The organism is Alteromonas oceanisediminis (assembly GCF_018474025.1).
In the GTDB taxonomy this organism is placed as follows: domain Bacteria; phylum Pseudomonadota; class Gammaproteobacteria; order Enterobacterales; family Alteromonadaceae; genus Alteromonas_E; species Alteromonas_E oceanisediminis.
Map to the genome: position 1 here is coordinate 374742 of NZ_JAHCTA010000002.1, position 23071 is coordinate 397812.

General features: G+C 49.4%; 20 protein-coding genes. 16 read left to right on the forward strand and 4 right to left on the reverse strand.

The features are described 5' to 3' along the window. The first annotated feature begins 21 nt into the window (after window positions 1-21). The 12 genes from hscA (at window position 22) to der (ending at window position 12631) form a co-directional block, all read left to right on the forward strand. Window positions 22-1881: a Fe-S protein assembly chaperone HscA gene (hscA, locus tag KIU71_RS04835; RefSeq protein ID WP_214130044.1), complete on the forward strand. Its 1860-nt coding sequence runs from the start codon at window positions 22-24 to the stop codon at window positions 1879-1881. An 18-nt stretch (window positions 1882-1899) separates the two neighbouring features. Further along, on the forward strand, window positions 1900-2238 hold the full coding sequence (gene fdx / locus KIU71_RS04840) for an ISC system 2Fe-2S type ferredoxin (protein WP_214130045.1): 339 nt from the start codon (window positions 1900-1902) through the stop codon (window positions 2236-2238). Window positions 2239-2251: 13 nt separating this feature from the next. After that, window positions 2252-2815 carry a lipid-binding SYLF domain-containing protein gene (locus KIU71_RS04845; protein ID WP_214130046.1) on the forward strand — a complete coding sequence of 188 codons (564 nt, stop codon included), beginning with the start codon at window positions 2252-2254 and terminating at the stop codon, window positions 2813-2815. Between the two features lie 98 nt (window positions 2816-2913). Continuing rightward, a complete protein-coding gene (gene ndk / locus KIU71_RS04850; protein WP_214130047.1) occupies window positions 2914-3345 on the forward strand; it encodes a nucleoside-diphosphate kinase in 432 nt (143 codons plus the stop codon). Between the two features lie 82 nt (window positions 3346-3427). After that, complete coding sequence (locus tag KIU71_RS04855) at window positions 3428-4579, forward strand: bifunctional tRNA (adenosine(37)-C2)-methyltransferase TrmG/ribosomal RNA large subunit methyltransferase RlmN (protein WP_214130048.1); 1152 nt, start codon at window positions 3428-3430, stop codon at window positions 4577-4579. Window positions 4580-4607: 28 nt separating this feature from the next. Next, window positions 4608-5753, forward strand: a complete 1146-nt coding sequence (pilW, locus tag KIU71_RS04860; protein WP_250207257.1) for a type IV pilus biogenesis/stability protein PilW — start codon at window positions 4608-4610, stop codon at window positions 5751-5753. Window positions 5754-5786: 33 nt separating this feature from the next. After that, window positions 5787-6755 carry a RodZ domain-containing protein gene (locus tag KIU71_RS04865; protein ID WP_214130049.1) on the forward strand — a complete coding sequence of 323 codons (969 nt, stop codon included), beginning with the start codon at window positions 5787-5789 and terminating at the stop codon, window positions 6753-6755. A gap of 2 nt (window positions 6756-6757) precedes the next feature. Then, on the forward strand, window positions 6758-7879 hold the full coding sequence (gene ispG / locus KIU71_RS04870) for a flavodoxin-dependent (E)-4-hydroxy-3-methylbut-2-enyl-diphosphate synthase (protein ID WP_214130050.1): 1122 nt from the start codon (window positions 6758-6760) through the stop codon (window positions 7877-7879). 97 nt (window positions 7880-7976) lie between these two features. Continuing rightward, complete coding sequence (gene hisS / locus KIU71_RS04875) at window positions 7977-9287, forward strand: histidine--tRNA ligase (RefSeq protein ID WP_214130051.1); 1311 nt, start codon at window positions 7977-7979, stop codon at window positions 9285-9287. Between the two features lie 20 nt (window positions 9288-9307). Next, entirely contained in the window at window positions 9308-9925 is a 618-nt protein-coding gene (locus tag KIU71_RS04880) for a YfgM family protein (protein ID WP_214130052.1), read from the forward strand. A gap of 16 nt (window positions 9926-9941) precedes the next feature. Then, window positions 9942-11168 (forward strand): outer membrane protein assembly factor BamB, encoded by a 1227-nt coding sequence (gene bamB, locus KIU71_RS04885; protein ID WP_214130166.1) that lies wholly within the window; start codon window positions 9942-9944, stop codon window positions 11166-11168. Between the two features lie 17 nt (window positions 11169-11185). Continuing rightward, window positions 11186-12631: a ribosome biogenesis GTPase Der gene (der, locus tag KIU71_RS04890; RefSeq protein ID WP_214130053.1), complete on the forward strand. Its 1446-nt coding sequence runs from the start codon at window positions 11186-11188 to the stop codon at window positions 12629-12631. A gap of 5 nt (window positions 12632-12636) precedes the next feature. Here the strand turns inward: der and KIU71_RS04895 are convergent, their stop codons facing one another. Both KIU71_RS04895 and xseA read right to left on the reverse strand, forming a co-directional pair. After that, a complete protein-coding gene (locus KIU71_RS04895) occupies window positions 12637-13725 on the reverse strand; it encodes a hypothetical protein (protein ID WP_214130054.1) in 1089 nt (362 codons plus the stop codon). A 78-nt stretch (window positions 13726-13803) separates the two neighbouring features. Then, window positions 13804-15171: an exodeoxyribonuclease VII large subunit gene (gene xseA / locus KIU71_RS04900; RefSeq protein ID WP_214130055.1), complete on the reverse strand. Its 1368-nt coding sequence runs from the start codon at window positions 15169-15171 to the stop codon at window positions 13804-13806. A 104-nt stretch (window positions 15172-15275) separates the two neighbouring features. On the opposite strand from xseA, the gene guaB reads away from it, so the two are divergent. Together guaB and guaA are read left to right on the forward strand one after the other, a co-directional pair. Beyond that, window positions 15276-16745, forward strand: coding sequence for an IMP dehydrogenase (guaB, locus tag KIU71_RS04905; RefSeq protein WP_214130056.1), 1470 nt, complete (start codon window positions 15276-15278; stop codon window positions 16743-16745). 14 nt (window positions 16746-16759) lie between these two features. Next, window positions 16760-18337 (forward strand): glutamine-hydrolyzing GMP synthase, encoded by a 1578-nt coding sequence (gene guaA, locus KIU71_RS04910; RefSeq protein ID WP_214130057.1) that lies wholly within the window; start codon window positions 16760-16762, stop codon window positions 18335-18337. Window positions 18338-18382: 45 nt separating this feature from the next. On the opposite strand, the gene KIU71_RS04915 is transcribed toward guaA, so the two are convergent. Then, window positions 18383-19057, reverse strand: a complete 675-nt coding sequence (locus tag KIU71_RS04915) for a nitroreductase family protein (protein WP_214130058.1) — start codon at window positions 19055-19057, stop codon at window positions 18383-18385. Between the two features lie 550 nt (window positions 19058-19607). Between KIU71_RS04915 and KIU71_RS04920 the strand changes: the two genes are divergently transcribed. Then, window positions 19608-21227 (forward strand): methyl-accepting chemotaxis protein, encoded by a 1620-nt coding sequence (locus tag KIU71_RS04920; protein ID WP_315853241.1) that lies wholly within the window; start codon window positions 19608-19610, stop codon window positions 21225-21227. Window positions 21228-21281: 54 nt separating this feature from the next. Beyond that, window positions 21282-22181, forward strand: coding sequence for a histone deacetylase family protein (locus tag KIU71_RS04925; protein WP_214130059.1), 900 nt, complete (start codon window positions 21282-21284; stop codon window positions 22179-22181). On the opposite strand, the gene KIU71_RS04930 is transcribed toward KIU71_RS04925, so the two are convergent. After that, window positions 22176-23033: a phospholipase A gene (locus tag KIU71_RS04930; RefSeq protein WP_250207298.1), complete on the reverse strand. Its 858-nt coding sequence runs from the start codon at window positions 23031-23033 to the stop codon at window positions 22176-22178. The two genes, KIU71_RS04925 and KIU71_RS04930, sit on opposite strands and share 6 nt — an antisense overlap. Window positions 23034-23071: the final 38 nt, after the last annotated feature.

Here is a 23071-nt window from a genome sequence, read left to right on the forward strand (position 1 = left end):
ACCAAAAGTTTTGTATCGACTATGGCTTTATTACAAATTTCCGAACCCGGCCTCAGCGCAGCACCTCATGAGCGAAAATTGGCGATTGGGATCGATTTAGGAACCACACATTCACTGGTTGCGTCTGTGCGCAGTGGGGTTGCTGAAACACTGGTAGATGAAAACGGGCAGCATTTATTACCTTCAGTTGTGCACTATACGACACAAGGGCATCGCGTGGGGTATGAGGCCTATCAAGACGCATCCAAAGATGCTGCAAATACCATTGTATCTGTTAAACGGTTTTTAGGCCGAAGCGTCGCTGATATTCGCCACAACTGGCCAAGTCTGCCGTATGAATTCGTTAACGAAGACGCTAAATCAGTTTCATTTAATACCGCCCAAGGGATTAAAAACCCCGTTCAAGTCTCTGCCGATATCCTCACTGAGTTGCGAGGGCGTGCCGAGGCAAGTCTTGGCGATGAAGTGACCAACGCCGTTATCACCGTACCGGCTTATTTCGACGATGCGCAACGTCAGGGAACCAAAGATGCCGCAGCGCTAGCGGGCCTGAACGTGATGCGTTTGTTGAATGAACCAACCGCAGCAGCGCTGGCGTATGGCTTGGACTCTGGTCAGGAAGGCGTGATTGCCGTTTACGATCTCGGTGGAGGAACCTTTGATATTTCTATCCTTCGCCTTAACAAAGGTGTGTTTGAGGTGTTGAGTACCGGTGGGGATTCTGCGTTAGGGGGTGATGATTTTGATCACGCACTGGCCAATGCGATTGCCGACAATGTTGGCTTTGATGCGACGCAGAGAAAGCAGTATTACCGGCATTTGGTCTCAGCAGCAAAAACGGTAAAAGAACAGTTGAGTGACTCCCCAACCGCGAGACTTGATCTGGCGTTTGGCAACATGGGTGAAATTGAGATTGCCCGCGAACAACTCAATCTGTTAATCGAGCCGTTTATCAAACAAACGCTGCGAGCCTGCCGACGCGCGTTGAAAGATGCCGAAATTGGCAAAGACGATGTGGTCGAGGTGGTCTTGGTGGGTGGTTCGACACGCGTACCTTTCGTACGGGATCAAGTGGAAAGCTTCTTTGGTCGAGCGCCGTTGTCCTCAATCGATCCCGATAAGGTGGTTGCCGTGGGGGCGGCCATTCAAGCCGATGTTTTGGTTGGTAACAAACCAGACAATGAGATGCTGTTGTTGGATGTTCTGCCTTTATCACTTGGTATTGAAACCATGGGTGGGCTTGCTGAAAAAATTGTTGCGCGCAACACAACCATACCGGTAGCGAAGGCGCAAGAGTTTACTACTTTCAAAGACGGTCAAACCGCGATGATGATCCACGTGGTGCAAGGTGAACGAGAACTTGTTGAAGACTGTCGCTCGTTAGCTCGATTTGAATTGACCGGAATACCTCCGATGGCCGCAGGTGCCGCGCATATTCGGGTAACCTTTCAGGTTGATGCGGATGGATTACTCAGCGTTAGCGCGATGGAAAAATCGTCCGGTGTACAAGCCGATATTCAGGTTAAACCGAGTTACGGCCTTGAAGAAAACGAAATTGCCGATATGTTGAAGGCATCCATGTCGCACGCAAAAGGTGATATGCAAGCGCGTATGCTGAAAGAGCAGCAGGTGGAAGCCGCCAGAGTGCTTGAGGCCTTGCAATCAGCACTTGCGGTAGATAAAGCCTTGCTAGATGACCGCGAGCTGGCGGTACTTGAGAACACGATGGCTGACTTGGACGCGGCAGCGAAAGCTGACAGCACCGACGATATCAAAGCAGCCATTGATGCGGTAGACAAAGCAAGTCAAGTGTTTGCGGAACGCCGCATGGATAAATCAATTAATCTTGCCTTAGCCGGCCAATCGGTTGAGCAATTGTAAAAAAGAGGGCCACACGCTATGCCACAAGTTATATTTCTACCGCACGCTGAGTTATGCCCTGATGGTGCTGTATTAGAAGGGGATACAGGAACATCTGTATTGGATGTTGCCTTGGCAAACGGTATTGGTATTGAACATGCTTGTGAGAAATCCTGCGCATGCACGACGTGCCATCTGGTTATTCGTGAGGGTTTTGATTCACTTGATGAAAGTGACGAATTGGAAGATGACTTGTTGGATAAAGCGTGGGGACTGGAGCCTGAATCTCGTTTGGGGTGCCAAGCCATCATTAAAGATGAAGATTTAGTTGTTGAAATACCACGCTACACGATTAATCATGCTAGCGAAGGCCATTAAATAAGGAGCGGATATGCCGCGTTTACTCTGGGTTACCTCTGCTGTTGTTATGCTAGTGTTGTCTGGCTGTGCATCCATGGGCGACGGCAGCAATGCCGAGAAACGGAATGCTATCTTCGAGATGCGCGCTGACACGCTTGAAATGCTCTACGCTGAAAAGCCTGATACCGAGGCTCAGATCAGCAGTGCGGAAGGCTACGCAGTGTTCAGCAATGCTAATGTGAACGTCTTTTTCGTGGCGGCCGGCACCGGTTATGGCGTGGTTAAGAACAATGCCACAGGTAAAACGACCTTTATGAACATGGCTGAAGGCGGCATCGGGCTTGGGTTAGGCGTTAAAGATTATCGTCTTGTTATGGTGTTTCACACGCAGGATTCACTCAATCAGTTTATTGAGTCAGGTTGGACGTTCGGTGGCAATGCAGATGCCGCAGCGAAAGCGGGTGCAAAAGGCGGCTCAGCGCAAGCGGAAGCCTACTACGGCGATGTAAGTGTATACACTTTGACGCAAAGTGGTTTAGCGCTGCAAGCCACCGTTAAAGGCACTAAGTTCTGGAAAGATAAGCAGTTAAATTAATTCTGCGCTTATCTGGAATACTGGGCTAGGTTTTTCGTGCGTTATTGCATATAATCCGCGACCAAAATTTAATTCATCCAAATTTACGGAGATAGGGCATGGCTCTCGAGCGTACTTTTTCAATCATTAAGCCTGACGCGGTAGCAAAAAACGTTATCGGTGCAATTTACAACCGCTTTGAAACTGCAGGTTTGCGCATCGTTGCGTCTAAAATGGTTCACCTCAGTAAAGAGCAGGCGGAAGGTTTTTATGCAGAGCATAAAGAACGTCCTTTCTTTGGCGCGTTGGTCAACTTTATGACGTCTGGGCCGGTAATGGTACAGGTTCTTGAAGGTGAAAATGCGGTTGTTCGCAATCGGGAAATCATGGGTGCAACGAACCCTGCGGATGCGACAGCCGGTACTTTACGTGCAGACTACGCAGCGTCGATTGACGAAAATGCGGTACACGGTTCGGATGCGCCAGAATCAGCAGCGCGCGAAATCGCGTATTTCTTCTCTGAAGAAGAAATCTGCCCTCGCACACGCTAAGGCTGACTTAACGAATTGATAAAGGGAGCATCATGCTCCCTTTTTGCGTATTCTACGACACGGGAAATCCGACGGATTTAGTATGACAGACGTTCAGACAGTGCAGGCACCTATCGCTAAAAAAGTGAACCTGCTAAATTTTAATCGCAAGGCGCTGCGTGAGTATTTTGCTTCGATTGGCGAAAAGACGTTTCGCGCCGACCAATTGATGAAGTGGATTTATCAGCAGGGTGAGAGTGACTTTGCCAAAATGACCAATCTGAACAAAGACCTGCGTGCTAAATTGATTGCGCAATGTGAGGTTAAAGCACCAGAGATTGCTTATCATCAACAGGCCAGTGACGGCACGATAAAATTTGCATTAAAACTCGAAGGTGGTCAGGAAGTCGAAACCGTCTGGATCCCTGAGTCAGATCGCGCAACCTTATGTGTATCGTCGCAGGTAGGTTGCGCGCTGGAATGTACTTTTTGTTCCACGGCGCAGCAGGGCTTCAACCGTAATTTGTCGGTTAGTGAGATTATCGGTCAGGTGTGGCGTGTCGCCACTGCGCTAGGATTATCCAACGATACGAGCAAACGTCCGATCACTAATGTGGTCATGATGGGAATGGGTGAGCCGCTGCTTAATTTGAAGAATGTTGTTCCAGCGATGGAAATTATGCTGGATGACTTTGGCTTTGGTTTATCTAAACGCCGTGTCACGTTAAGTACGTCGGGCGTTGTGCCAGCACTGGATATGTTGGGCGATCAAATTGACGTGGCATTGGCAATATCGTTACATGCACCGACTGACGATCTGCGCGATGAAATTGTGCCGGTAAACAAAAAATACAATATTGAAACGTTTTTAGCCGGAGTGCGTCGCTATCTGGCAAAGTCAAAAGCGAATCAGGGGCGCGTCACGGTTGAGTATGTGATGTTAAATCATATCAACGATAGTACGGATCAAGCGCACCAATTGGCTCAGGTGTTGAAGGAAACACCCAGTAAAATTAACTTGATACCTTTTAACCCCTATCCGGGTTCGCCTTACACCTGCTCAAGCAACTCGCGCATTGACCGATTTGCCAAGGTGTTGATGGAATATGGTTTTACCGTGGTGGTCCGTAAAACGCGCGGTGACGATATTGATGCGGCTTGCGGACAATTGGTGGGTGATGTGGTGGACAGAACCAAAAGATTATTGAAAAAACAGGTGAAGGGAGAGCCGATTTCGGTAAAAATAGCTAACTAATCAAACCCTTTAGCGAATGAAGTCTCTCATGTATGAATTTTTGAAAGGGCAGTTTACGATGGCAAGACGGTTAATTTTGGTGTGCCTGCTGGTGTTGACCGGCTGTGTCAGCGAACCAATGCCTGAGGGTTTTGAACGCAGTGATGATTTCGATCAGGTTGAAGCAGCCAAAACACGTATTTCGCTAGGACTTACCTACCTAAAGAACGGCAACTATTCTCAAGCGAAGGTTAATCTCGACCGAGCGCTGGAGTTTGCGCCTCGTCATGCCGACGCGCATTATAGTATGGCGTATTACTATCAGCTCGTCGGGGAAGTTAAGCGGGCGCAAGAATATTATGAAAATGCATTGAGTCTGGATCCGCGCAATCCCGATATCGCCAATAGTTATGGCGCTTTTTTGTGCCAACAAGGCGACTACCCTAAAGCAAAATCTTTTTTTGATAAGGCCGTTAACAGTCAAACCTACGCAAATTCCGCGGAGACCTACGAGAATATGGCATTGTGTAGCCTAAGTCAGGGCGCAATGGAAGACGCTGTGAAGTATCTCAATACCGCGTTGAACCACCAGCCAACGCGCGCGAAAAGTTTGTTTCTGTTGAGTGAAGTGTATATCGAAACGGGCGAGTATCAGAATGCCAAAGATACACTGAAACGGTATTTACGCGTTGCCAGAGTGAGCGCTGAATCATTATGGTTAGCCGTTCAAATTGAAAATGGATTAGGCGATGAGATGAGTGCAAAGGGGTATGGTGACATGCTATTGCAACTGTATCCGGGTCACCCGTTGACTGCTCGCTATTTAGCGCTTGAACCGGTGAAGAGCCCAGCCAAACAAGTTACTCAGAAAGCGAAAACACAGCCGGTGGAACAACAGCAGCCTGTTGATAGCGTTGTTATTGAAAAGCCTGTAGTCGTGGTGGAAAAATCATCCACACAGCCAGCAACGTCAACAACGCGTCCGGACGTTGCGCCAGTTTCTAAAACAGAAAAGTCGCCCACTGAGCGCGAGACACAACATGTTGTCAAAGCGGGCGAAAACCTATACCGAATTTCGTTGCAGCACAATGTGAAACTGCAGCGTTTAATCGAATGGAACCAGTTAGATCCTTCCGGCGCAATCAAACAAGGCATGACTTTGTGGGTTGTTGATCCGACCACCGTTAATGATTAATGGCGCACTAGCGTGCAAGGGCATTGAAGTTACATGACCGAAGAGCAAAACGAACCATCAGTTGAACAAAGCTGGAGTGATTCTCCGGGCCAGACGCTACGTACAGCAAGGGAAGCTGCTGGGCTGACGCAACAGGCATTGGCCGATAAACTGTTTCTTAAAGTGTCGATTATTCAGCAATTAGAGGCGGATGAAATAACGCCTAAAACCTCGTTAACATTCACAAAAGGTTACGTAAGGTTGTACGCCAAACATGTGGGCATTGATCCTGCGCCAGTAATGGCAAGCTTTGACGCTTTTCACAAAGCGGGTGAACCGCCACAAAAGTTACATAGCTTTTCGCGAAGAGTCTCCAAACAAGCAAATGATGACCGCTGGATGATGGTGACTTATGCGATACTTGCCGTGGTTGTCGCGCTGGTAGTTTGGTGGTGGTATCAGCAGTCCGATAATACGGACCTTTCCCGAAATGACCGCGTCAACCCAACCCTTGAAGCGACGATGGGCACGGAGTCTAAGGCCGATGAAAGCGAAACCGAATCAGTGCCGATGAGCAATCAACCTGATGCTGTGTTACCGGAAACAACCGCAACGCCCGATGAGTTTGAGGCGACTAATGCAAGTAACTCTGAGACAGACACCACACCGGTAAATGCGTTGCCCGCTGAACAATCTATTCTGAATGACCAGCCCGCTCTGAATGAAGAGCCCACTTTGAATGAGGAGCCGTTATCAGAAGGTGATGAAAACGCTGCGTTGACCCCGTTGGTCTTTACGTTCAGTGATGATTGTTGGGTTAACATTGTTGACAGCACCGGTGAAGCAATTGCCTATGGTGTGAAAGTGAAAGGCCGAGTGATGTCTGTCAGCGGTGTCGCACCATTTGAGGTCACGCTAGGTGCTCCTCAACACGTTTCTATTCTTTACGCCGGAGAAGCCGTGGATATGTCGGGTATCCCGGCTGGACAAACGGCGCGTTTCACATTACCGATGCAGGGTTGATCATGTTTTCTGAATCTCCAATTACGCGCCGGCCCAGTCGCCGGATCCATGTAGGCAATGTCCCCATTGGCGACGGTGCGCCCATTGCTGTGCAATCGATGACCAATACCGAAACAACCGATGTGCAAGCGACGGTGGCGCAGATTAAGCGTATTCAGGCTGTTGGTGGAGAAATTGTACGCGTCTCAGTGCCGACCATGGATGCAGCTGAGGCGTTTAAGCACATCAAGCAGCAGGTGACCGTGCCATTGGTGGCTGATATTCACTTTGATTATCGCATTGCACTGAAAGTTGCTGAGTACGGTGTTGATTGCTTGCGTATTAACCCCGGTAATATCGGTAACATGGATCGTGTTCGTGCGGTGGTTGATTGCGCTAAAGATAAAAATATTCCCATCCGTATTGGCGTTAACGGTGGATCTCTGGAAAAAGATTTGCAGGAAAAATACGGCGAGCCAACCCCAGAAGCGCTGGTTGAATCGGCGATGCGGCATGTTGATATTCTTGAGAAACTGAATTTCAATCAATACAAAGTCAGCGTGAAGGCCTCAGATGTATTTTTGGCTGTTGGCGCATATCGCCTGCTTGCCAAGCAAATTGATAACCCATTGCATTTAGGCATTACTGAAGCCGGTGGCTTCCGCGCTGGTGCGGTAAAAAGTGCCGTTGGTTTGGGCATGCTTCTGGCAGAGGGTATCGGCGATACCATCCGGATCTCATTGGCGGCTGATCCGGTTGAAGAGATAAAGGTGGGTTTCGATATCCTCAAGTCACTCCGCATCCGCTCCCGTGGAATTAATTTCATTGCCTGCCCGAGTTGTTCTCGGCAGGAGTTCGATGTGATTGGCACAGTGAATGCGTTAGAACAGCGTGTCGAAGATATTCTCACACCCATGGATGTATCCATTATTGGCTGTGTCGTGAATGGGCCAGGTGAAGCTGAGGTTTCCGACCTGGGGCTGACGGGTGCGCGCAATATGAGCGGTTTTTATCTGGACGGCAAGCGTCAGAAAGAACGACTACGTAACGATGATTTAGTGGATCAACTTGAGAAAAGGATCCGTGCTAAGGCAGCGATGCTGGATGAAAGGAATCGAATTGCTGTGCGCAGCGAAGACGCGTAACCCGACGCCGAGATTTCGCGCAGAAGTGGTTTGTTGTTTGCGCACTTAGCCCCTATAATACGGGGCTTTTTTATCACCAAACATGTAGAGATTGGCCGTGTCAAAACAACTTCAGGCAGTCCGCGGTATGAACGATGGGCTACCAGACCAAACCAAACTTTGGCAGTGGGTTGAGAATAAAATCCGAACTGTGGTCGCCAATTACGGTTACCAAGAAATCCGTACCCCTATCGTTGAAAGTACTGACTTGTTCAAACGTTCCATCGGTGAAGTCACAGATATTGTTGAAAAGGAAATGTACACCTTTGATGATCGCAATGGCGACAGCCTGACTCTGCGACCAGAAGGGACCGCAAGTTGTGTTCGCGCAGGCAATCAACATGGTTTGCTGTACAATCAACAACAGCGATTGTGGTATATGGGGCCGATGTTTAGGCATGAACGCCCGCAAAAAGGCCGATATCGTCAGTTCCATCAATTCGGCGTAGAAACCTACGGATTGGATGGCCCCGATATCGACCTCGAGTTGATTCTGATGAGCGCACGGTTATGGCGCGAGTTTGGTTTGAGCGACTGTGTCAGGTTGGAAATTAACTCGCTGGGCTCCGCACAAGCGCGTTCAGCTTATCGTGAAAAGTTAGTTCGCTATCTCGACAACCACCGTGACTCGTTAGATGAAGACAGTTTGCGCCGTATGCAGACCAACCCACTGCGCGTTTTGGATAGCAAGAACCCTCAGGTGCAAGCTGTCGTGGCGAACGCGCCGCAGCTGCTTGATCATTTAGACGTAGAGTCGAAGCAACATTTTGACACTCTGTGTGAACGATTGACACAATTAGGAATCGAATTCGAGGTTAACCCTCGTTTGGTTCGTGGTTTAGATTATTACAATCGCACTGTGTTTGAATGGGTGACAGAGAGTTTAGGCGCGCAAGGCACCGTGTTAGCCGGTGGGCGTTATGATGGCCTTGTCGAGCAGTTAGGGGGTAAAGCAACACCTGCTGTCGGTTTCGCAATGGGGCTTGAGCGTTTGGTTTTGCTTATTGAAACACGCCAGACCGTCACGGTTTCTGATGCAGCGGCCGACGTGTATGTCATTGCGATGAGCGAGGATTGCGCCGTTTACGCGACGCAGGTTGCTGAGCAATTGCGTGAAAGCTTTACGGCGCTGCGAGTGCAGATGCACTGCGGCGGCGGCAATATGAAGAAACAGATGAAGCGCGCGGACAAGATAGGAGCACAGCTTGCAATCATTGTTGGTGAGCAAGAAAGGCAGGAGCAGCAGGTCAGCGTTAAACCATTGCGTGGTGAAGGTGCACAGCACACCCTTGAGCACGCGCTATTAAACGCTCACGTAGCACAATTTTTTGATTTGGACGATTCGGGCTTCGCAGCAGCGCAAGCTTAACGACGTAAAGAGGTAGAGAAGTGGAACAATTCGCAACAGAAGAACAACAAGTTGAAGCGATTAAGCGATTTTGGAAGGACAATGGCATCGCCATCATCGTGGGCGCAGTTATCGGTCTGGGTGGTTTATGGGGGTGGCGTTACTACTCAGAGAGTCAAATCAGCGCCAAAGAAGCAACGTCTTTACAATACCAAAACGTCGTTGAAAATTTGCAAGCGAACGGCAACATGGATGAAGCTGCGGCCTTTATTCGCGAAAACGCTGGCACGGGTTATGCGCCACTCGCCGCGTTAGTGCTCGCACAGCAAGCCGTTGATGCCGGCGACTTTGCGCAAGCCAGTGAACATTTGCGCAACGCCGCTGATAGCACCGATGGTGCTGTTTCAGACGTGGCTAAACTACGCCTGGCTCGGGTGCTTCTCGCACAAAATGAAGCACAACAAGCGTTGGATACTCTGCTAACTGTGTCTGACGAAGCGTTCGACGCTCAAGTAGAAGCGATTAAAGGTGATGCCTATGTGGTGCTTGCTGATTTTGATAAGGCGCGGTTAGCTTATAGTGAGGCCGTTGCAGCCGATGCGAACAATCGCGTTGTAAAAATGAAGTTAGACAATCTAGCGGTTGCCTCGGGTAGCTAAGGTGCACACAGTGAATATGCTTAAACAGCTGGCTTTAGTCAGTGCGATAGTTACTTTAGCGGGTTGCTCTACCATTTCTGATTGGTTTGCGGATGAAGAAGAGCTTGAGATTCGTCGTTTGGAGCCGATCGATGCGCAATTTCAGCCGGAGCTAATTTGGGATCGTGATATCGGCCATGGCGTTGACCATTACTTCTCAAGGCTTCGCCCGGCTGTGGCTTACGATAAAGTCTATGTGGCTAATCGCCACGGTGATGTGCGCGCTCTGGACAAAGAAACCGGAAAGCGCGTGTGGGCACGTGACTTTTCAATTGAGCGTGATCGCGGCTTTCTCGGCAGTATTTTTCTTTTCTGGACAAGCGGTATCTCGGCCAAGATTTCTGGCGGCATGACAGTCGTAGCAGACACCGCTTATCTTGGTACTGAAGATGGTTTAGTCTATGCGCTCAACGCGGAGACTGGAGAGACCAAATGGCAGACTGATGTGCGCGGTGAAGTCCTGTCAGCGCCAGCGGTTGATAGTGGTATCGTTGTGATTAACACGGGTGCGGGTTCTCTGCTTGGACTCAGTGCCGCTGATGGACAAGAACTTTGGCGCTATGATACCGAAGTACCCCCATTGTCATTGCGCGGTATTTCAAACCCGGTGGCAACCAATGGCGGTGCTATTGTTGGTACGCCTACCGGTAAGCTCCAAGTGAACATTTTAGAATCCGGTTTAGTGGCATGGGAACAGGTTATTGCAACACCCAGTGGTGCGACCGAGCTAGAACGCATCGTAGATATTGACTCTCAGCCAATCGTATTTGGCGGAACAGTGTATACCATCAGTTACGACGGAACGCTTGCAGCGGTTGAGCTGCGCAGCGGTCGGGTTGTGTGGAAGCGGGAATATGCGTCTTATCAATCAGTTGCATTAGTTGGAAACGCACTTTTCGTAGTAGACAATGGCAGTAATGTGTATGCCATTGACCGTCGTAACGGCGTTGAGCTCTGGTCGCAAGGGCGATTAAAAGGTCGTAATCTGACCGGCGCTGAGCCGATGGGCGAGTATATCGTGATCGGAGACAATTATGGTTACTTGCACTGGCTGGAACAAGCCACCGGTACCATTGTTGCCCGCTTTGAGCTTGGCGATGACGACGAAGATGAAGCGGTCTACGTGACGCCCGTTGCGGATGGAAACACCGTCTACGCGACCACTCGAGATGGTGTTATTGCTGCTCTTCGCGTCGCTCCTTAGTTTATTGGAATATTTGAATGTTACCTGTTATTGCCCTTGTGGGCCGACCGAATGTTGGAAAATCAACGCTCTTTAATCGTATGACCAAAACTCGCGATGCGTTGGTTGCTGACTTTCCTGGCCTGACACGAGATCGTAAGTACGGTCAGGCCAAAGTAGACGACCTGGCCTTCATCGTGGTCGATACCGGGGGCATTTCAGGGGATGAGGACGGGATTGATGCCGCCATGGCGGAACAATCACTGTTAGCGATTGTTGAAGCTGACGTGGTGTTTTTTCTGGTCGATGCGCGCGCAGGACTCACGCCGGCGGATCAAGCCATTGCAGAACATCTGCGCAAATCTGAAAAGAAGACCTACGTGGTTGCTAATAAAGTGGATGGCATCGACGGTGACAGTGAAAGCGCGGACTTTTACGCGTTGGGCTTAGGTCAGGTTTATCAGATAGCGGCTGCGCATGGCCGCGGAGTGAGCCAGTTGCTGGATAGTTCTATTCGCCCACTAGAGCAAGATTTCCCAGCGATGATGGTGGTAGAAGAAGCTGCGCCAGCGTCAGAAGAAGATGCTGATGCTCAATTGGAACGATTGCAAGCGCTGCCTATTAAGTTGGCAATTGTAGGTAAACCGAATGTAGGGAAGTCGACCCTCACTAATCGGATCCTTGGCGAGGAGCGCGTTGTTGTCTACGACCAGCCGGGTACGACTCGTGACAGTATCTTTATTGATATGGAGCGCGATGGTCGTGAGTACGTGTTGATTGATACGGCCGGGGTTCGCAAACGTAAGAAAGTGACTGAGGCGGTGGAAAAATTCTCTATCGTCAAAACCCTTCAGGCCATTGAGGCTGCCAATGTGGTACTCATGGTGATCGACGCTCGCGAAGGGATCAGTGATCAAGACTTAAGCTTGCTCGGCTTCGTACTCAATTCCGGACGTTCGCTAGTATTAGCTGTGAACAAATGGGATGGGCTCGACAGCGACGTAAAAGACGAACTCAAGCGTGAACTGGATCGCCGTCTAGGTTTTATCGATTTTGCTCGCTTACACTTTATTTCTGCTTTGCATGGTACCGGTGTAGGGCATCTTTTCGAGTCAGTACAGGAAGCTTACGCGTCAGCTACGCAACGTATCAACACATCAATGCTGACGCGCATCATGGAGATGGCACAAGAAGATCACCTTCCTCCCTTGGTGCGCGGTCGCCGCGTTAAAATGAAGTATGCCCACGCAGGAGGGTATAACCCGCCGGTTATCGTTATCCATGGTAATCAAGTTCAGGACTTGCCCTCATCGTATAAGCGCTACCTGATGAACTATTTTCGTAAGTCATTAAAAACGATGGGAACGCCGATCAGAATCGAGTTCCGTGAAGGCGCTAATCCTTTTGAAGGTAAAAAGAATCAGCTAACGTTGGCTCAGCAACGCCGTAAAAAGCGCGTGATGACTTTCCATAAAAAATCGTAGCGCGCTTATCCATCGATATGCCGCAGTGTCTGCATCATCTGTGATGCGTCTGGTACGGTAATCTGGGGGAGTGCGTTTTTAACCATGTCATCAGCAATACGCGCTGGAAAATTGGCGCTGAACTTAATGAATTTGTCTTTCGATTCAAATAGATAGGTGCTGGTGTATAACGGTTCACCTTGCTCATCTTGAGCTTCAACGTCAAAGAAAGCCCCCTGATACACTGTGTTGCCAATGTGCCAGTCAATCGTGCGCACTCTGCCAATGTCAATGTCGTCAATGTTGCGTGCATTGGCAACGACCTGAATATCACTGATATCACGCGCCAATTCATTGTCCAGCCTTTGCGCTGCGTCGAGGGAAGTGGAAGCGTGCTGCGAAAAAATAGGGTAAACGAAGATATCCAGCACTTCGCGCTCGAATTGTGGGTTGGTGTAGCGTGCGACAGCACCTTTTAGCGGGTCATGATAGAGCTGCATATCGTAAAGCGAAAATTGCCCAATCGCCTGCGGAAGTTTTAAATCCTTTGGGTAATCACTCGCATTTAACACCGTGAAAAGATGTCGAGCGGTGAAAATAGCATCGCGCTGCACATCAAGCATAAACTGAGCAATTGCATCACCTGCGAGTGAACGTTTGATATTCGCATCGGCTTGCTCGCTAACATCGTCATGTTGGTAGATATAATGGCCAAGTGGAATATTGCGCCACGTGACATCGATTTCCGTGACCAACGTTGCATTGGGTTTAACCAACACATTGGCAATCAGTACTTCATAGTCGTAGCCGTCTGCGCTTGCTGCCGCCTCTGAAAAAATCGCGTCTGCTCTTATTTGTTCGAGAAACAGCGAGGGTTCGATAAAGTCCTCAACGCAGTCAGAAACCCTAGTCCCATTCGCTTGCTGTGCACAGGGTTGCAGCACTTTTTCACTGGAATAGGAGGAGAATATACTCGCCGGAGGCAATTTGCTTTCGGTATAGTCCAACGCGGCATCCACGCGGTAGGGTAGCGACAGGAGCAAGCTAGTGCACGCAAAGCGAAACCAGCCTGCTTGCGAAAGCGTGGTCCAGACGGAGGAAAACTGAGTCAGCAAACAGGTATCTCTACACCGAAAATAATCACCCGCTAATGATCGCGCACAACGAGCTTCACTTCAATCAATACGCGACAATTAACTGAGCTTTGTAACGCGACTGTGTATTTCGCCTTGGTGCAATTTAGTCACAACCGTATCGCCAACTGACACCGCGTCATTTGAGTGGATAACAACGTCATCTTTCAGTGTAATGCTGTAGCCTCTGGCAAGCGTTCCTAATGGACTGACCGAATTCAATAATTGCACTTGGTTTTGTAAAGCACGTTGACTATGTTTAATATGATTTTGCATCGCAGCACTTAACCGGTGTTTTTGTTTGTCGAGACTTTGCTGATGCCTCACTAAATCTCGGCGCGGTGCAAGAGCGTTGAGGCGGTCTGACGTGCGTTGCCAGTGATGTTTCGCAACATCGCAACGGCGAAGGATCGTCGAGACTAAACGCACATTTAATTCGTCTAACCGTTGTGCTTGCGCTTGTAAACGCGTGCTAGGGTGGTTTCTGTTTAAGCGCTGGTCAACAACCCCAATAGCATGCTTCGCTTGTTGCAGAATACGTAGCATGTGCTGGCGCAAAGCCCGCTGATGAGTGCCCAGCTGGACCCCTTGGTGTTGAACATCTTGGCTGATCAGCTCGGCCGCAGCGCTGGGAGTAGGGGCCCGAACATCGGCGACATAATCTGCAATGGTGATATCCACTTCGTGGCCCACAGCGCTCACGATAGGGATCGCCGACTCACGTATCGCGTAGGCTAATGCCTCATCATTAAAACACCACAGGTCCTCAATCGAGCCGCCCCCTCGGCCCACGATCAACACATCGACTTCGTTACGCTGATTGGCGACTCTGATCGCATGCATCAATTGCTCAGCGGCTGCGTCTCCCTGCACCTGCGCGGGATATACCATCACTTGCGTTGCGGGGCTACGGCGTTTCAGCACGGTTAATATATCGTGTAACGCTGCGCCAGTGGGTGATGTGATTACGCCCACGCGCGCAATGTGCGTTGGCAACGGGCGCTTAAGTTCATTGCTGAACAGGCCCAGCCCGTTCAATTTCATCTTTAACTGTTCGAAAGCCGCTTGCAATGCGCCGCTACCATCCAACTCCAGATGTTCACAAATCAACTGGTAATCGCCGCGCGCTTCGTACAGTGAAAGGTTACCGCGTACGAGCACTTTGTCGCCTTCTTTCGGACGTATCTTAACGCGCGTATTGGCGCCACGAAACATGGCTGCTTTAATCTGCGCTTTAGCGTCTTTCAGAGTGAAGTACCAGTGCCCACTGGATGCCGCTGTAAAATTTGATATTTCAGCTGATATCCACACACTGCCGACTTCTCCCTCCAAAAGGTTTCTTACCCAACGATTTAGCTTGGATACTGAATAGATTTGGCGCTGGCCGAAAGAACCGGAGGCGGCAGGACGAAATGGGTTGTGAGGCATGCGATAAGTTTTTCTGCTGATTAGTGCGAAAGTCAGTTTACCTCAATTCTAAAAAACACTACAATTGCGCCGCAACTAAAACCTGTTTATGTAGGTGCTATTGCATGTTGCGAATCGCTAAAGAAGCCCTGACTTTTGACGACGTTTTACTCGTTCCCGGTCACTCCCAAGTACTGCCTCACATGGCGAATCTCAAAACCCAGCTGACCCGAAAAGTTTCGCTCAATATCCCGATGGTATCTGCGGCTATGGACACGGTGTCTGAAGCTCGGCTAGCCATTGCGCTAGCGCAAGAAGGCGGTATAGGTTTTATTCATAAGAACATGACGGCAGAGCAGCAAGCCGAGCACGTTCGTCAGGTTAAAAAATACGAAAGCGGTGTAGTATCTGATCCAGTCACGGTGATGCCCACCGCGACAATCGGGGAAGTTAACGCATTGAGCAAAAAGCTGGGCTATTCCGGCTTTCCCGTCATCGACAAAGACAATAAGCTTGTCGGGCTTGTGACGGGGCGTGACCTGCGCTTTGAAAATCGCCATGATCAGGCAATTAGCCAAGTGATGACGCCCAAAGAACGTTTGGTGACGGTAAAAGCCGGCGCGAGTTCAGAGACCGTACTGGAATTAATGCATGAACACCGGATTGAGAAAATTCTGGTGGTTGATGACGATTTCAAACTGTCTGGCTTGATCACGGTTAAAGATTTCCAAAAAGCTGAGAGCAAACCTAATGCGTGCAAAGACGAGTTGGGTCGTTTGCGCGTGGGCGCAGCAGTAAGCGTAGGGCCAGGTACAGACGAGCGCATTAAAGCGTTGGTTGAAGCAGACGTTGATGTATTACTGATTGATACCTCTCATGGCCATTCTCAAGGCGTCATTGATCGCGTTAAGAAAATACGAGAAGACTACCCCCAGGTGCAATTGATCGCAGGAAACGTGGCAACCGGTGAAGGCGCGCTCGCGCTGGCCGACGCCGGTGTTGATGCCGTTAAGGTGGGTATAGGTCCGGGCTCCATTTGTACAACGCGGATCGTTACGGGCTGTGGCGTGCCTCAAATTACAGCCGTTAGCGACGCGGTTGAAGCATTGCAAGGCCGTGGTATTCCAGTGATCGCCGATGGTGGTATTCGCTTTAGCGGTGACGTGGCCAAGGCGATCGCCGCGGGTGCCAGCTGTGTCATGGTAGGTAGTATGCTAGCTGGCACCGAGGAAGCGCCTGGCGAGGTAGAACTGTATCAAGGACGTTATTACAAATCTTATCGCGGTATGGGGTCTTTAGGGGCGATGAACCAAAGCCACGGCTCATCTGATCGTTATTTCCAGGAAAGTAACAATGCTGAAAAACTGGTGCCAGAAGGCATCGAAGGGCGGGTTGCCTATAAAGGGCCAATCGCCAATATTATTCATCAACAAATGGGCGGATTACGTTCTGCTATGGGGCTAACCGGTTGCGCAACGATTGATGAATTACGTACAAAACCTGAATTTGTCAAAGTGACAGCGGCGGGTATGGGTGAGTCTCATGTACACGATGTGAGCATCACCAAAGAAGCTCCCAATTATCGCTTAGGCTAGTTTAGGAAATTATAATGACCGCAAATATTCACGACCAACGCATACTCATCCTTGATTTTGGTTCTCAGTACACGCAACTTATTGCGCGCCGTGTGCGCGAAATCGGCGTCTACTGTGAACTATGGGCCTGGGACGTGAGCGAAGCACAAATTCGCGAGTTTAATCCCGATGGTATTATTCTTTCTGGTGGCCCGGAGTCAGTATCTGAGCCTGATTCACCGCGTGCACCAGAGTATGTGTTTACTGCGGGTGTGCCTGTATTTGGCATTTGTTACGGCATGCAAACCATGGCGGAACAACTGGGTGGGCGTGTGCAATGTTCAAACTTACGTGAGTTCGGCTACGCACAAGTTGAGTTGACGACGCCCACGAGTTTGTTCGAAAACATTGAAGATCTCATCGGGGCAAACGGCAATGCACTGATCGATGTCTGGATGAGCCATGGCGACAAAGTCATGGATATTCCGCAAGGTTTTACCACGGTTGCGAAAACGCCGAGCTGCCCGCACGCGGCGATGGTGAATGTGGAAAAACGTTTTTACGGCGTGCAGTTCCACCCGGAAGTGACACACACTCGCCAAGGGCAACGCATACTTCAACATTTTGTTATGGACATATGCGGCTGTGAAAAGCTGTGGACACCCGCGGCGATTATTGATGATGCGATTGAGCGCATGAAAGCACAGATTGGTAATGACCGTGTTATCCTCGGATTGTCAGGCGGTGTTGACTCATCAGTCACCGCGATGCTACTGCACCGGGCCATCGGCAAGAATCTTACCTGTGTCTTTGTAGACAACGGCTTACTGCGCCTCAATGAAGGGCAGCAGGTGATGGATATGTTTGGCAACCATTTCGGTCTGAACATTATCAAAGTAGACGCCGAAGCGCGTTTTCTGGCTGCGCTGGCCGGTGAAGATGAGCCGGAAGCTAAACGCAAAATCATTGGCGGTGAGTTTGTTAAGGTGTTTGATGAACAAGCCAGTTTGCTCGAAGACGCGAAATGGCTGGCGCAGGGCACTATCTACCCTGATGTCATCGAGTCTGCCGGTTCGGCTACCGGCAAAGCTCATGTGATTAAGTCTCACCATAACGTCGGTGGATTGCCTAAAGACATGAAAATGGGCCTGGTTGAACCATTGCGTGAGCTGTTCAAAGACGAAGTACGTAAGATTGGTCTTGAGCTGGGTTTGCCCTACGATATGCTCTACCGTCACCCATTTCCGGGGCCCGGGCTGGGTGTGCGTGTGCTGGGTGAAATCAAAAAGGAATACTGTGACCTATTGCGCCGCGCCGATGCCATTTTCATTGAAGAACTGCATCGAGCCGAGCTCTATCATAAAGTCAGCCAAGCCTTCACTGTGTTCTTACCCGTACGCTCTGTAGGGGTCATGGGCGATGCACGCAAATATGATTGGGTTGTGTCGTTACGCGCCGTCGAAACCATTGACTTTATGACAGCGCACTGGGCACATTTGCCGTATGATTTCCTAGGCCATGTATCCAACCGTATTATCAATGAAATTGACGGGATTTCCCGCGTCGTTTACGACATTTCGGGTAAGCCACCGGCGACCATTGAGTGGGAATGATTATCTGGCAATCCGTTTTACCTGTTGCCAGAGGCTAACCCGGGGTCACAGAAAAGTCGCTATTTCAGATAGCGACTTTTTTTGTTGTGCGTGCAGCGGAACACTGGCATCGTCTGCAGGGTATCCGGCGATGAGCAGCATGTAAGGGCGTTCGTCATCTGGCCGGTTGCAGATTTTGGATAAAAATGACATTGGCTTCGGCGTATGCGTTAACGTAACCAACCCTGCAGTGTGCAGCGCGGTAATCAACATACCGGTGGCGATACCCACCGACTCATGCACGTAATAGTTAGTTTGTTTGTCGTCACTGCTGACACCCCCTTTCTTTTGACTAAAGATGGCAATCAGCCAAGGCGCGTGCGCTAAGTAAGGTTTTTGCGCGTCGGTGCCCAGCGGCTTTAGGGCGTTTAACCACTCTTCGCCAGCGCGACCCTCATAAAAGCCTCTCTCGTGCGCTTCGGCTTGTTCACGAACCTGTTGCTTGATCTCATCAGAGTGAATGGCAACGAAGTGCCAGGGTTGATGATTGGCCCCACTGGGGGCCGTGCCTGCGGCACGAAGGCAATGCTCAATAACCGACTTATCCACCGTACGGTCGCTGAATTGTCGGATACTGTGTCGACGTTTCATGAGGGTGTAAAACGCTTCGGCCCGAGATGCCATTTCCTCAGGGGAATACTCAATATAGTCTTGTAGCGGGGTCGCATCGTGTGCTTGCATAAAATCACCTCTTTTTAAGCTACATACTACACATTTTCGTAAAAAATACAGGCCATCAAATACCATTGACTTGCGATACTGTAGCCTTTAGAAAATAAGCGCATAACCGTAAAAATATACAATTACCATATTTAGCGGCAGCGCAGACAAAAGCGTATTTAAACTAGGGCCTGTTAATTTTTCATTTTATACAACCGGTGACCGGCACAGGCTGGAGTCTGATTCTTTCACCAGCGAGGAATGAGGAGCGTCGTTTGGTTAATCCAAATTAGCGACAAATGACGAAGTTGGTGAAAGAATCAGGCCCAGCCCTCGGGTCGAGTCCCAATATTCCACACTTTTTGTTGCGAATTCCTTATTTAGAGTGACTAAACTTCGGCATTCACGCCTCAATTGTGAAATATTGGACGCTCGACGTTGTATAAAATGAAAAGTTATCAGGCCCAATACTTGCGTATTGTATTCCATACGCCGCCGTGTTCAGACAGTCATAAATCTGCAATGACTTCAGTATGTAATATGCAACCCTTTGAAAAAGAGGCATATCTTCGTGCGATATAAAAGTATTAATACCGTGGTGATGGCACCTGTCATTGTCAGCCTGCTGTTGCTGATTTCACTTAGCGGGTTCAGCCTTTATAAAACCTTTTGGCTGCTCAATCAATTTGACCGACTTGAAGAGACGGTCGTTGATGCCGAGCGCGACGTATCTCAGGTATTGAATGATTTTAAGACACAGGTTCAGGAATGGAAGAACGTGTTGCTACGAGGGTATGAACCATCTGATCGAGACAAATACTGGCAGCGATTTAAAGACAAAGAACAGCATATTCAATCGACGCTGAGTAGCTTGTTGACAGATCGCAGCCTAGGGCCGGATACCGCCTCTACCATAGAAGCGTTCTTAGCCTCTCATCAATTGATGGCGCAGCAATATCGCGAAGGCTATGAACAATTCGTGCAATCTGGTTTTGACCCAAAGGTGGGTGACGCCGCGGTGCGAGGGATTGATCGGGAACCCGCCAAACTGTTGTCTGGGTTGGCTGAGAAAATGGCATTGCGTGCATCAACAGCGGTAGAAGAGCTAAAGTCCACGACACGACAAACTATGCTATTCATCTCTGTTGCTATCGTAGCCATGTTTATCTTAACGGTGTTCTACGTGACGCGACGTTTACGCACTCAATTGATTAAGCCCATCAAGCATATCGCGCAACGAATTGATGGACTTGCGCGTTCAGACTACGCACAGGAGCTGAATTACCAGAGTCAGAACGAGCTTGGTGTGTTAGCAGATGCTGCGCGAACGCTCCAGCAAAAGCTTTCTCAGTCTGTTGCTTCTCTGGTTGATGCAGAAGCGCATGTTAAAGCTGCGAGCGGCACGTTAGTGGGTGTGACACATGATATTCGTAGTGGCTCAGAAGAGCAGGCCAACGCCTCTGTGACACTGGGAGAATCAACAGAGTCTTTATCTAATAGCGTTGAACAGTTAGTTGCGATTGCGGCGCAAGTGAGTAAAGCGTCTGACTCTGCAAAAAACAACGTGAGCGAATGTTACACGACATTTGAAAATGCCAATAAGGGATTCGGCGCGTTGGCGGACACAGTCAATGAATCCAGTGGTATTGTTGAAGCGTTACAGAGTCGAAGCGCGAACATTTTAAATGTGGTTAATGTGATCAATGAAATTGCGGATCAAACCAATTTACTCGCCTTAAACGCGGCGATTGAAGCTGCCCGGGCTGGCGAACATGGGCGGGGCTTTGCCGTGGTTGCTGACGAAGTGCGTGCGCTTGCCGCCAAAACGCAGCAATCCACACGGGAGATCAATGCGATTCTCACGGCGTTTGAAAAGGAGGCGCAAAGCGCGGTCAGTGCAATGCAACAAGGAAAGCAATTGTCAGATGCAAACGCTAAGGAAGCAAACGACGCGTTACAAACGTTACATGCTGTGGTAGGCGATATTGAAGTGACCCACAAAGCGGTAGTAAAGCTTAATAACGTCACGTCAGGCCAGACAGCGGTAGTCGAGCAGGTAACGGGTATTACTGACCGTATCGTGGCACTGGCTGAACAGTATCGTGCACTCTCAGAGCGTAAAGATATTGAGGAGCACATGACACTCGCTTCCGGGCGTGTGGATGCCGTAGTGAGATCGTTAACGCACTGATCGATTTGAATTCAGAGCGAGTAATACAATCATGATGTGCTTGCTCTATACCTTATGATCCCATTGGTATTTCACCCGATTTACAGTCAATTAGAGCTGCCCACGCGGCATCGTTTTCCGATTGAAAAATATCAGGGGATCCGCGACCGGTTGGCGCAGCTTGGTGTGCCTGATGATTGGTTTCATGAGCCTACACCGTTAACACTCAGTGAGCTTAGCCGCGTATTTGAGCCCAACTATTTGACTCAGCTCAGCGGCGGTACGCTGGATCCAAAAGCCATGCGGCGTATTGGCTTTCCATGGTCTAGCCAATTAATTGATCGGACGTTGACCGCTGCCGCAGGTACGGTACTCACCGCTCAGCTTGCTTTGACGCACGGTAAGGCCCTGAATCTCACCGGCGGATATCACCATGCGTTTGCCAATTACGGTTCGGGTTTTTGCATGATAAATGACCTTTATCTTGCGGCGTTGCAGATGTTAAAACAGCCCGGCATCGATCGTGTTTTAATCTTTGATTGCGATGTGCACCAAGGTGATGGAACGGCCAAATTAGCGTCAAACAATGCACAAGTGTTTACGGTTTCATTGCATGGCGAGAAAAACTTTCCGTACCGAAAGCAATGCTCCGACCTTGATTTTGCCTTGGGTAAAGGCATGCAGGATGACGAGTATCTTAGTGTTGTTGATGATGCGCTGAGTTTAGCGTTACGAACAGCAGCGCCTGACGCAGTTATTTATGATGCCGGTGTAGATATTCATCAGAATGATGATTTAGGCCATCTTGCTATATCAACGGCTGGCATTCTTGCTCGAGACCGCCTTGTGTTTGATACGTGCAGACAGCATTCATTACCCATTGCTGCGGTCATTGGCGGTGGATATCAGCGCGATATTGAGGCTTTAGTCAGTGTGCATTTACAGCTTTTCATCGCCGCTGGGGTAGTGCTATAAAAAGCGTAACTGTATCCCCAGACCAATGCGTTCTTGGGCTCGATTATAATCGATCAACGAATCCCCGTAGCCGTTGAAATACTGAAAGAGCAAATCGTAACGTTCGTTTAACGGGTAATTGACATTAAATTCAATGCCGCCGCGATTGTTGTCAAATCGAAGGTTGTTGCGAAGGATCACCAATAAATCTACTGGCCCCCAGTTGACCCCATAGCCAATTTCCATGCGACCATAGAAATCATTGATATCAGGGTTATCATCGCCTGTCGGATCCATCGGATCTGTCTTATCGTCTTCCGGTAGCCTCAACCAGGTTTTTACGTAATAAAGCGAATCTTCATCACTAAACAGCGCTGACGCAATTATCCGGTTCCAACTGCGTGAACGAAGCCCACTTTGCCCGTTACTTTGATGATTCAAGCCAAGCTGGACCGCATTAAAGCGATAACCAAGCACATTCAAATCGGCGTCCCATTGATAAAAAACTTCGGGCTCATAATTGGTCTCACGAAACGGTTTTGAGGCTGCATCGTTATAGACCTGCCAGTACGAAACGGCAGTGAAACCAAAGTAGACACCACTGGATTCATCGCTTTGAATATACAGTGGCACTTTGACACTCACTTGAAATTTGGCCTCGGCGTTGTCGACATTTTCGCTCGTCAAGGTGGTGTCGCCAAGCGTGTTGGGGTTAGTGATATGCGTTACCGGTAATAGGTAGTTACGGCGATGTTGGCTAATCGAAAATGGATTAGTATTGGCCTCTTTGTCGGCTTTACCGCGCGTATCCAACAACGAGGGCGTCGGAGATTCAGCATTTTTCTGAATCATGTTTTGCGCCAACACCGGCATGGCAAATAGTGCCGCCATGGCACTCGGCAGTATCCATT

Coding starts and splice junctions, on each gene's coding strand:
- KIU71_RS04930 (WP_250207298.1), bottom strand. CDS start 23,033: ATGCCGGTGTTGGCGCAAAACATGATTCAGAAAAATGCTGAATCTCCG.
- KIU71_RS04925 (WP_214130059.1), top strand. CDS start 21,282: ATGATCCCATTGGTATTTCACCCGATTTACAGTCAATTAGAGCTGCCC.
- KIU71_RS04865 (WP_214130049.1), top strand. CDS start 5,787: ATGACCGAAGAGCAAAACGAACCATCAGTTGAACAAAGCTGGAGTGAT.
- guaA (WP_214130057.1), top strand. CDS start 16,760: ATGACCGCAAATATTCACGACCAACGCATACTCATCCTTGATTTTGGT.
- hscA (WP_214130044.1), top strand. CDS start 22: ATGGCTTTATTACAAATTTCCGAACCCGGCCTCAGCGCAGCACCTCAT.
- pilW (WP_250207257.1), top strand. CDS start 4,608: ATGTATGAATTTTTGAAAGGGCAGTTTACGATGGCAAGACGGTTAATT.
- KIU71_RS04915 (WP_214130058.1), bottom strand. CDS start 19,057: ATGCAAGCACACGATGCGACCCCGCTACAAGACTATATTGAGTATTCC.
- der (WP_214130053.1), top strand. CDS start 11,186: ATGTTACCTGTTATTGCCCTTGTGGGCCGACCGAATGTTGGAAAATCA.
- xseA (WP_214130055.1), bottom strand. CDS start 15,171: ATGCCTCACAACCCATTTCGTCCTGCCGCCTCCGGTTCTTTCGGCCAG.
- bamB (WP_214130166.1), top strand. CDS start 9,942: ATGCTTAAACAGCTGGCTTTAGTCAGTGCGATAGTTACTTTAGCGGGT.
- KIU71_RS04845 (WP_214130046.1), top strand. CDS start 2,252: ATGCCGCGTTTACTCTGGGTTACCTCTGCTGTTGTTATGCTAGTGTTG.
- KIU71_RS04855 (WP_214130048.1), top strand. CDS start 3,428: ATGACAGACGTTCAGACAGTGCAGGCACCTATCGCTAAAAAAGTGAAC.
- guaB (WP_214130056.1), top strand. CDS start 15,276: ATGTTGCGAATCGCTAAAGAAGCCCTGACTTTTGACGACGTTTTACTC.
- fdx (WP_214130045.1), top strand. CDS start 1,900: ATGCCACAAGTTATATTTCTACCGCACGCTGAGTTATGCCCTGATGGT.
- ispG (WP_214130050.1), top strand. CDS start 6,758: ATGTTTTCTGAATCTCCAATTACGCGCCGGCCCAGTCGCCGGATCCAT.
- ndk (WP_214130047.1), top strand. CDS start 2,914: ATGGCTCTCGAGCGTACTTTTTCAATCATTAAGCCTGACGCGGTAGCA.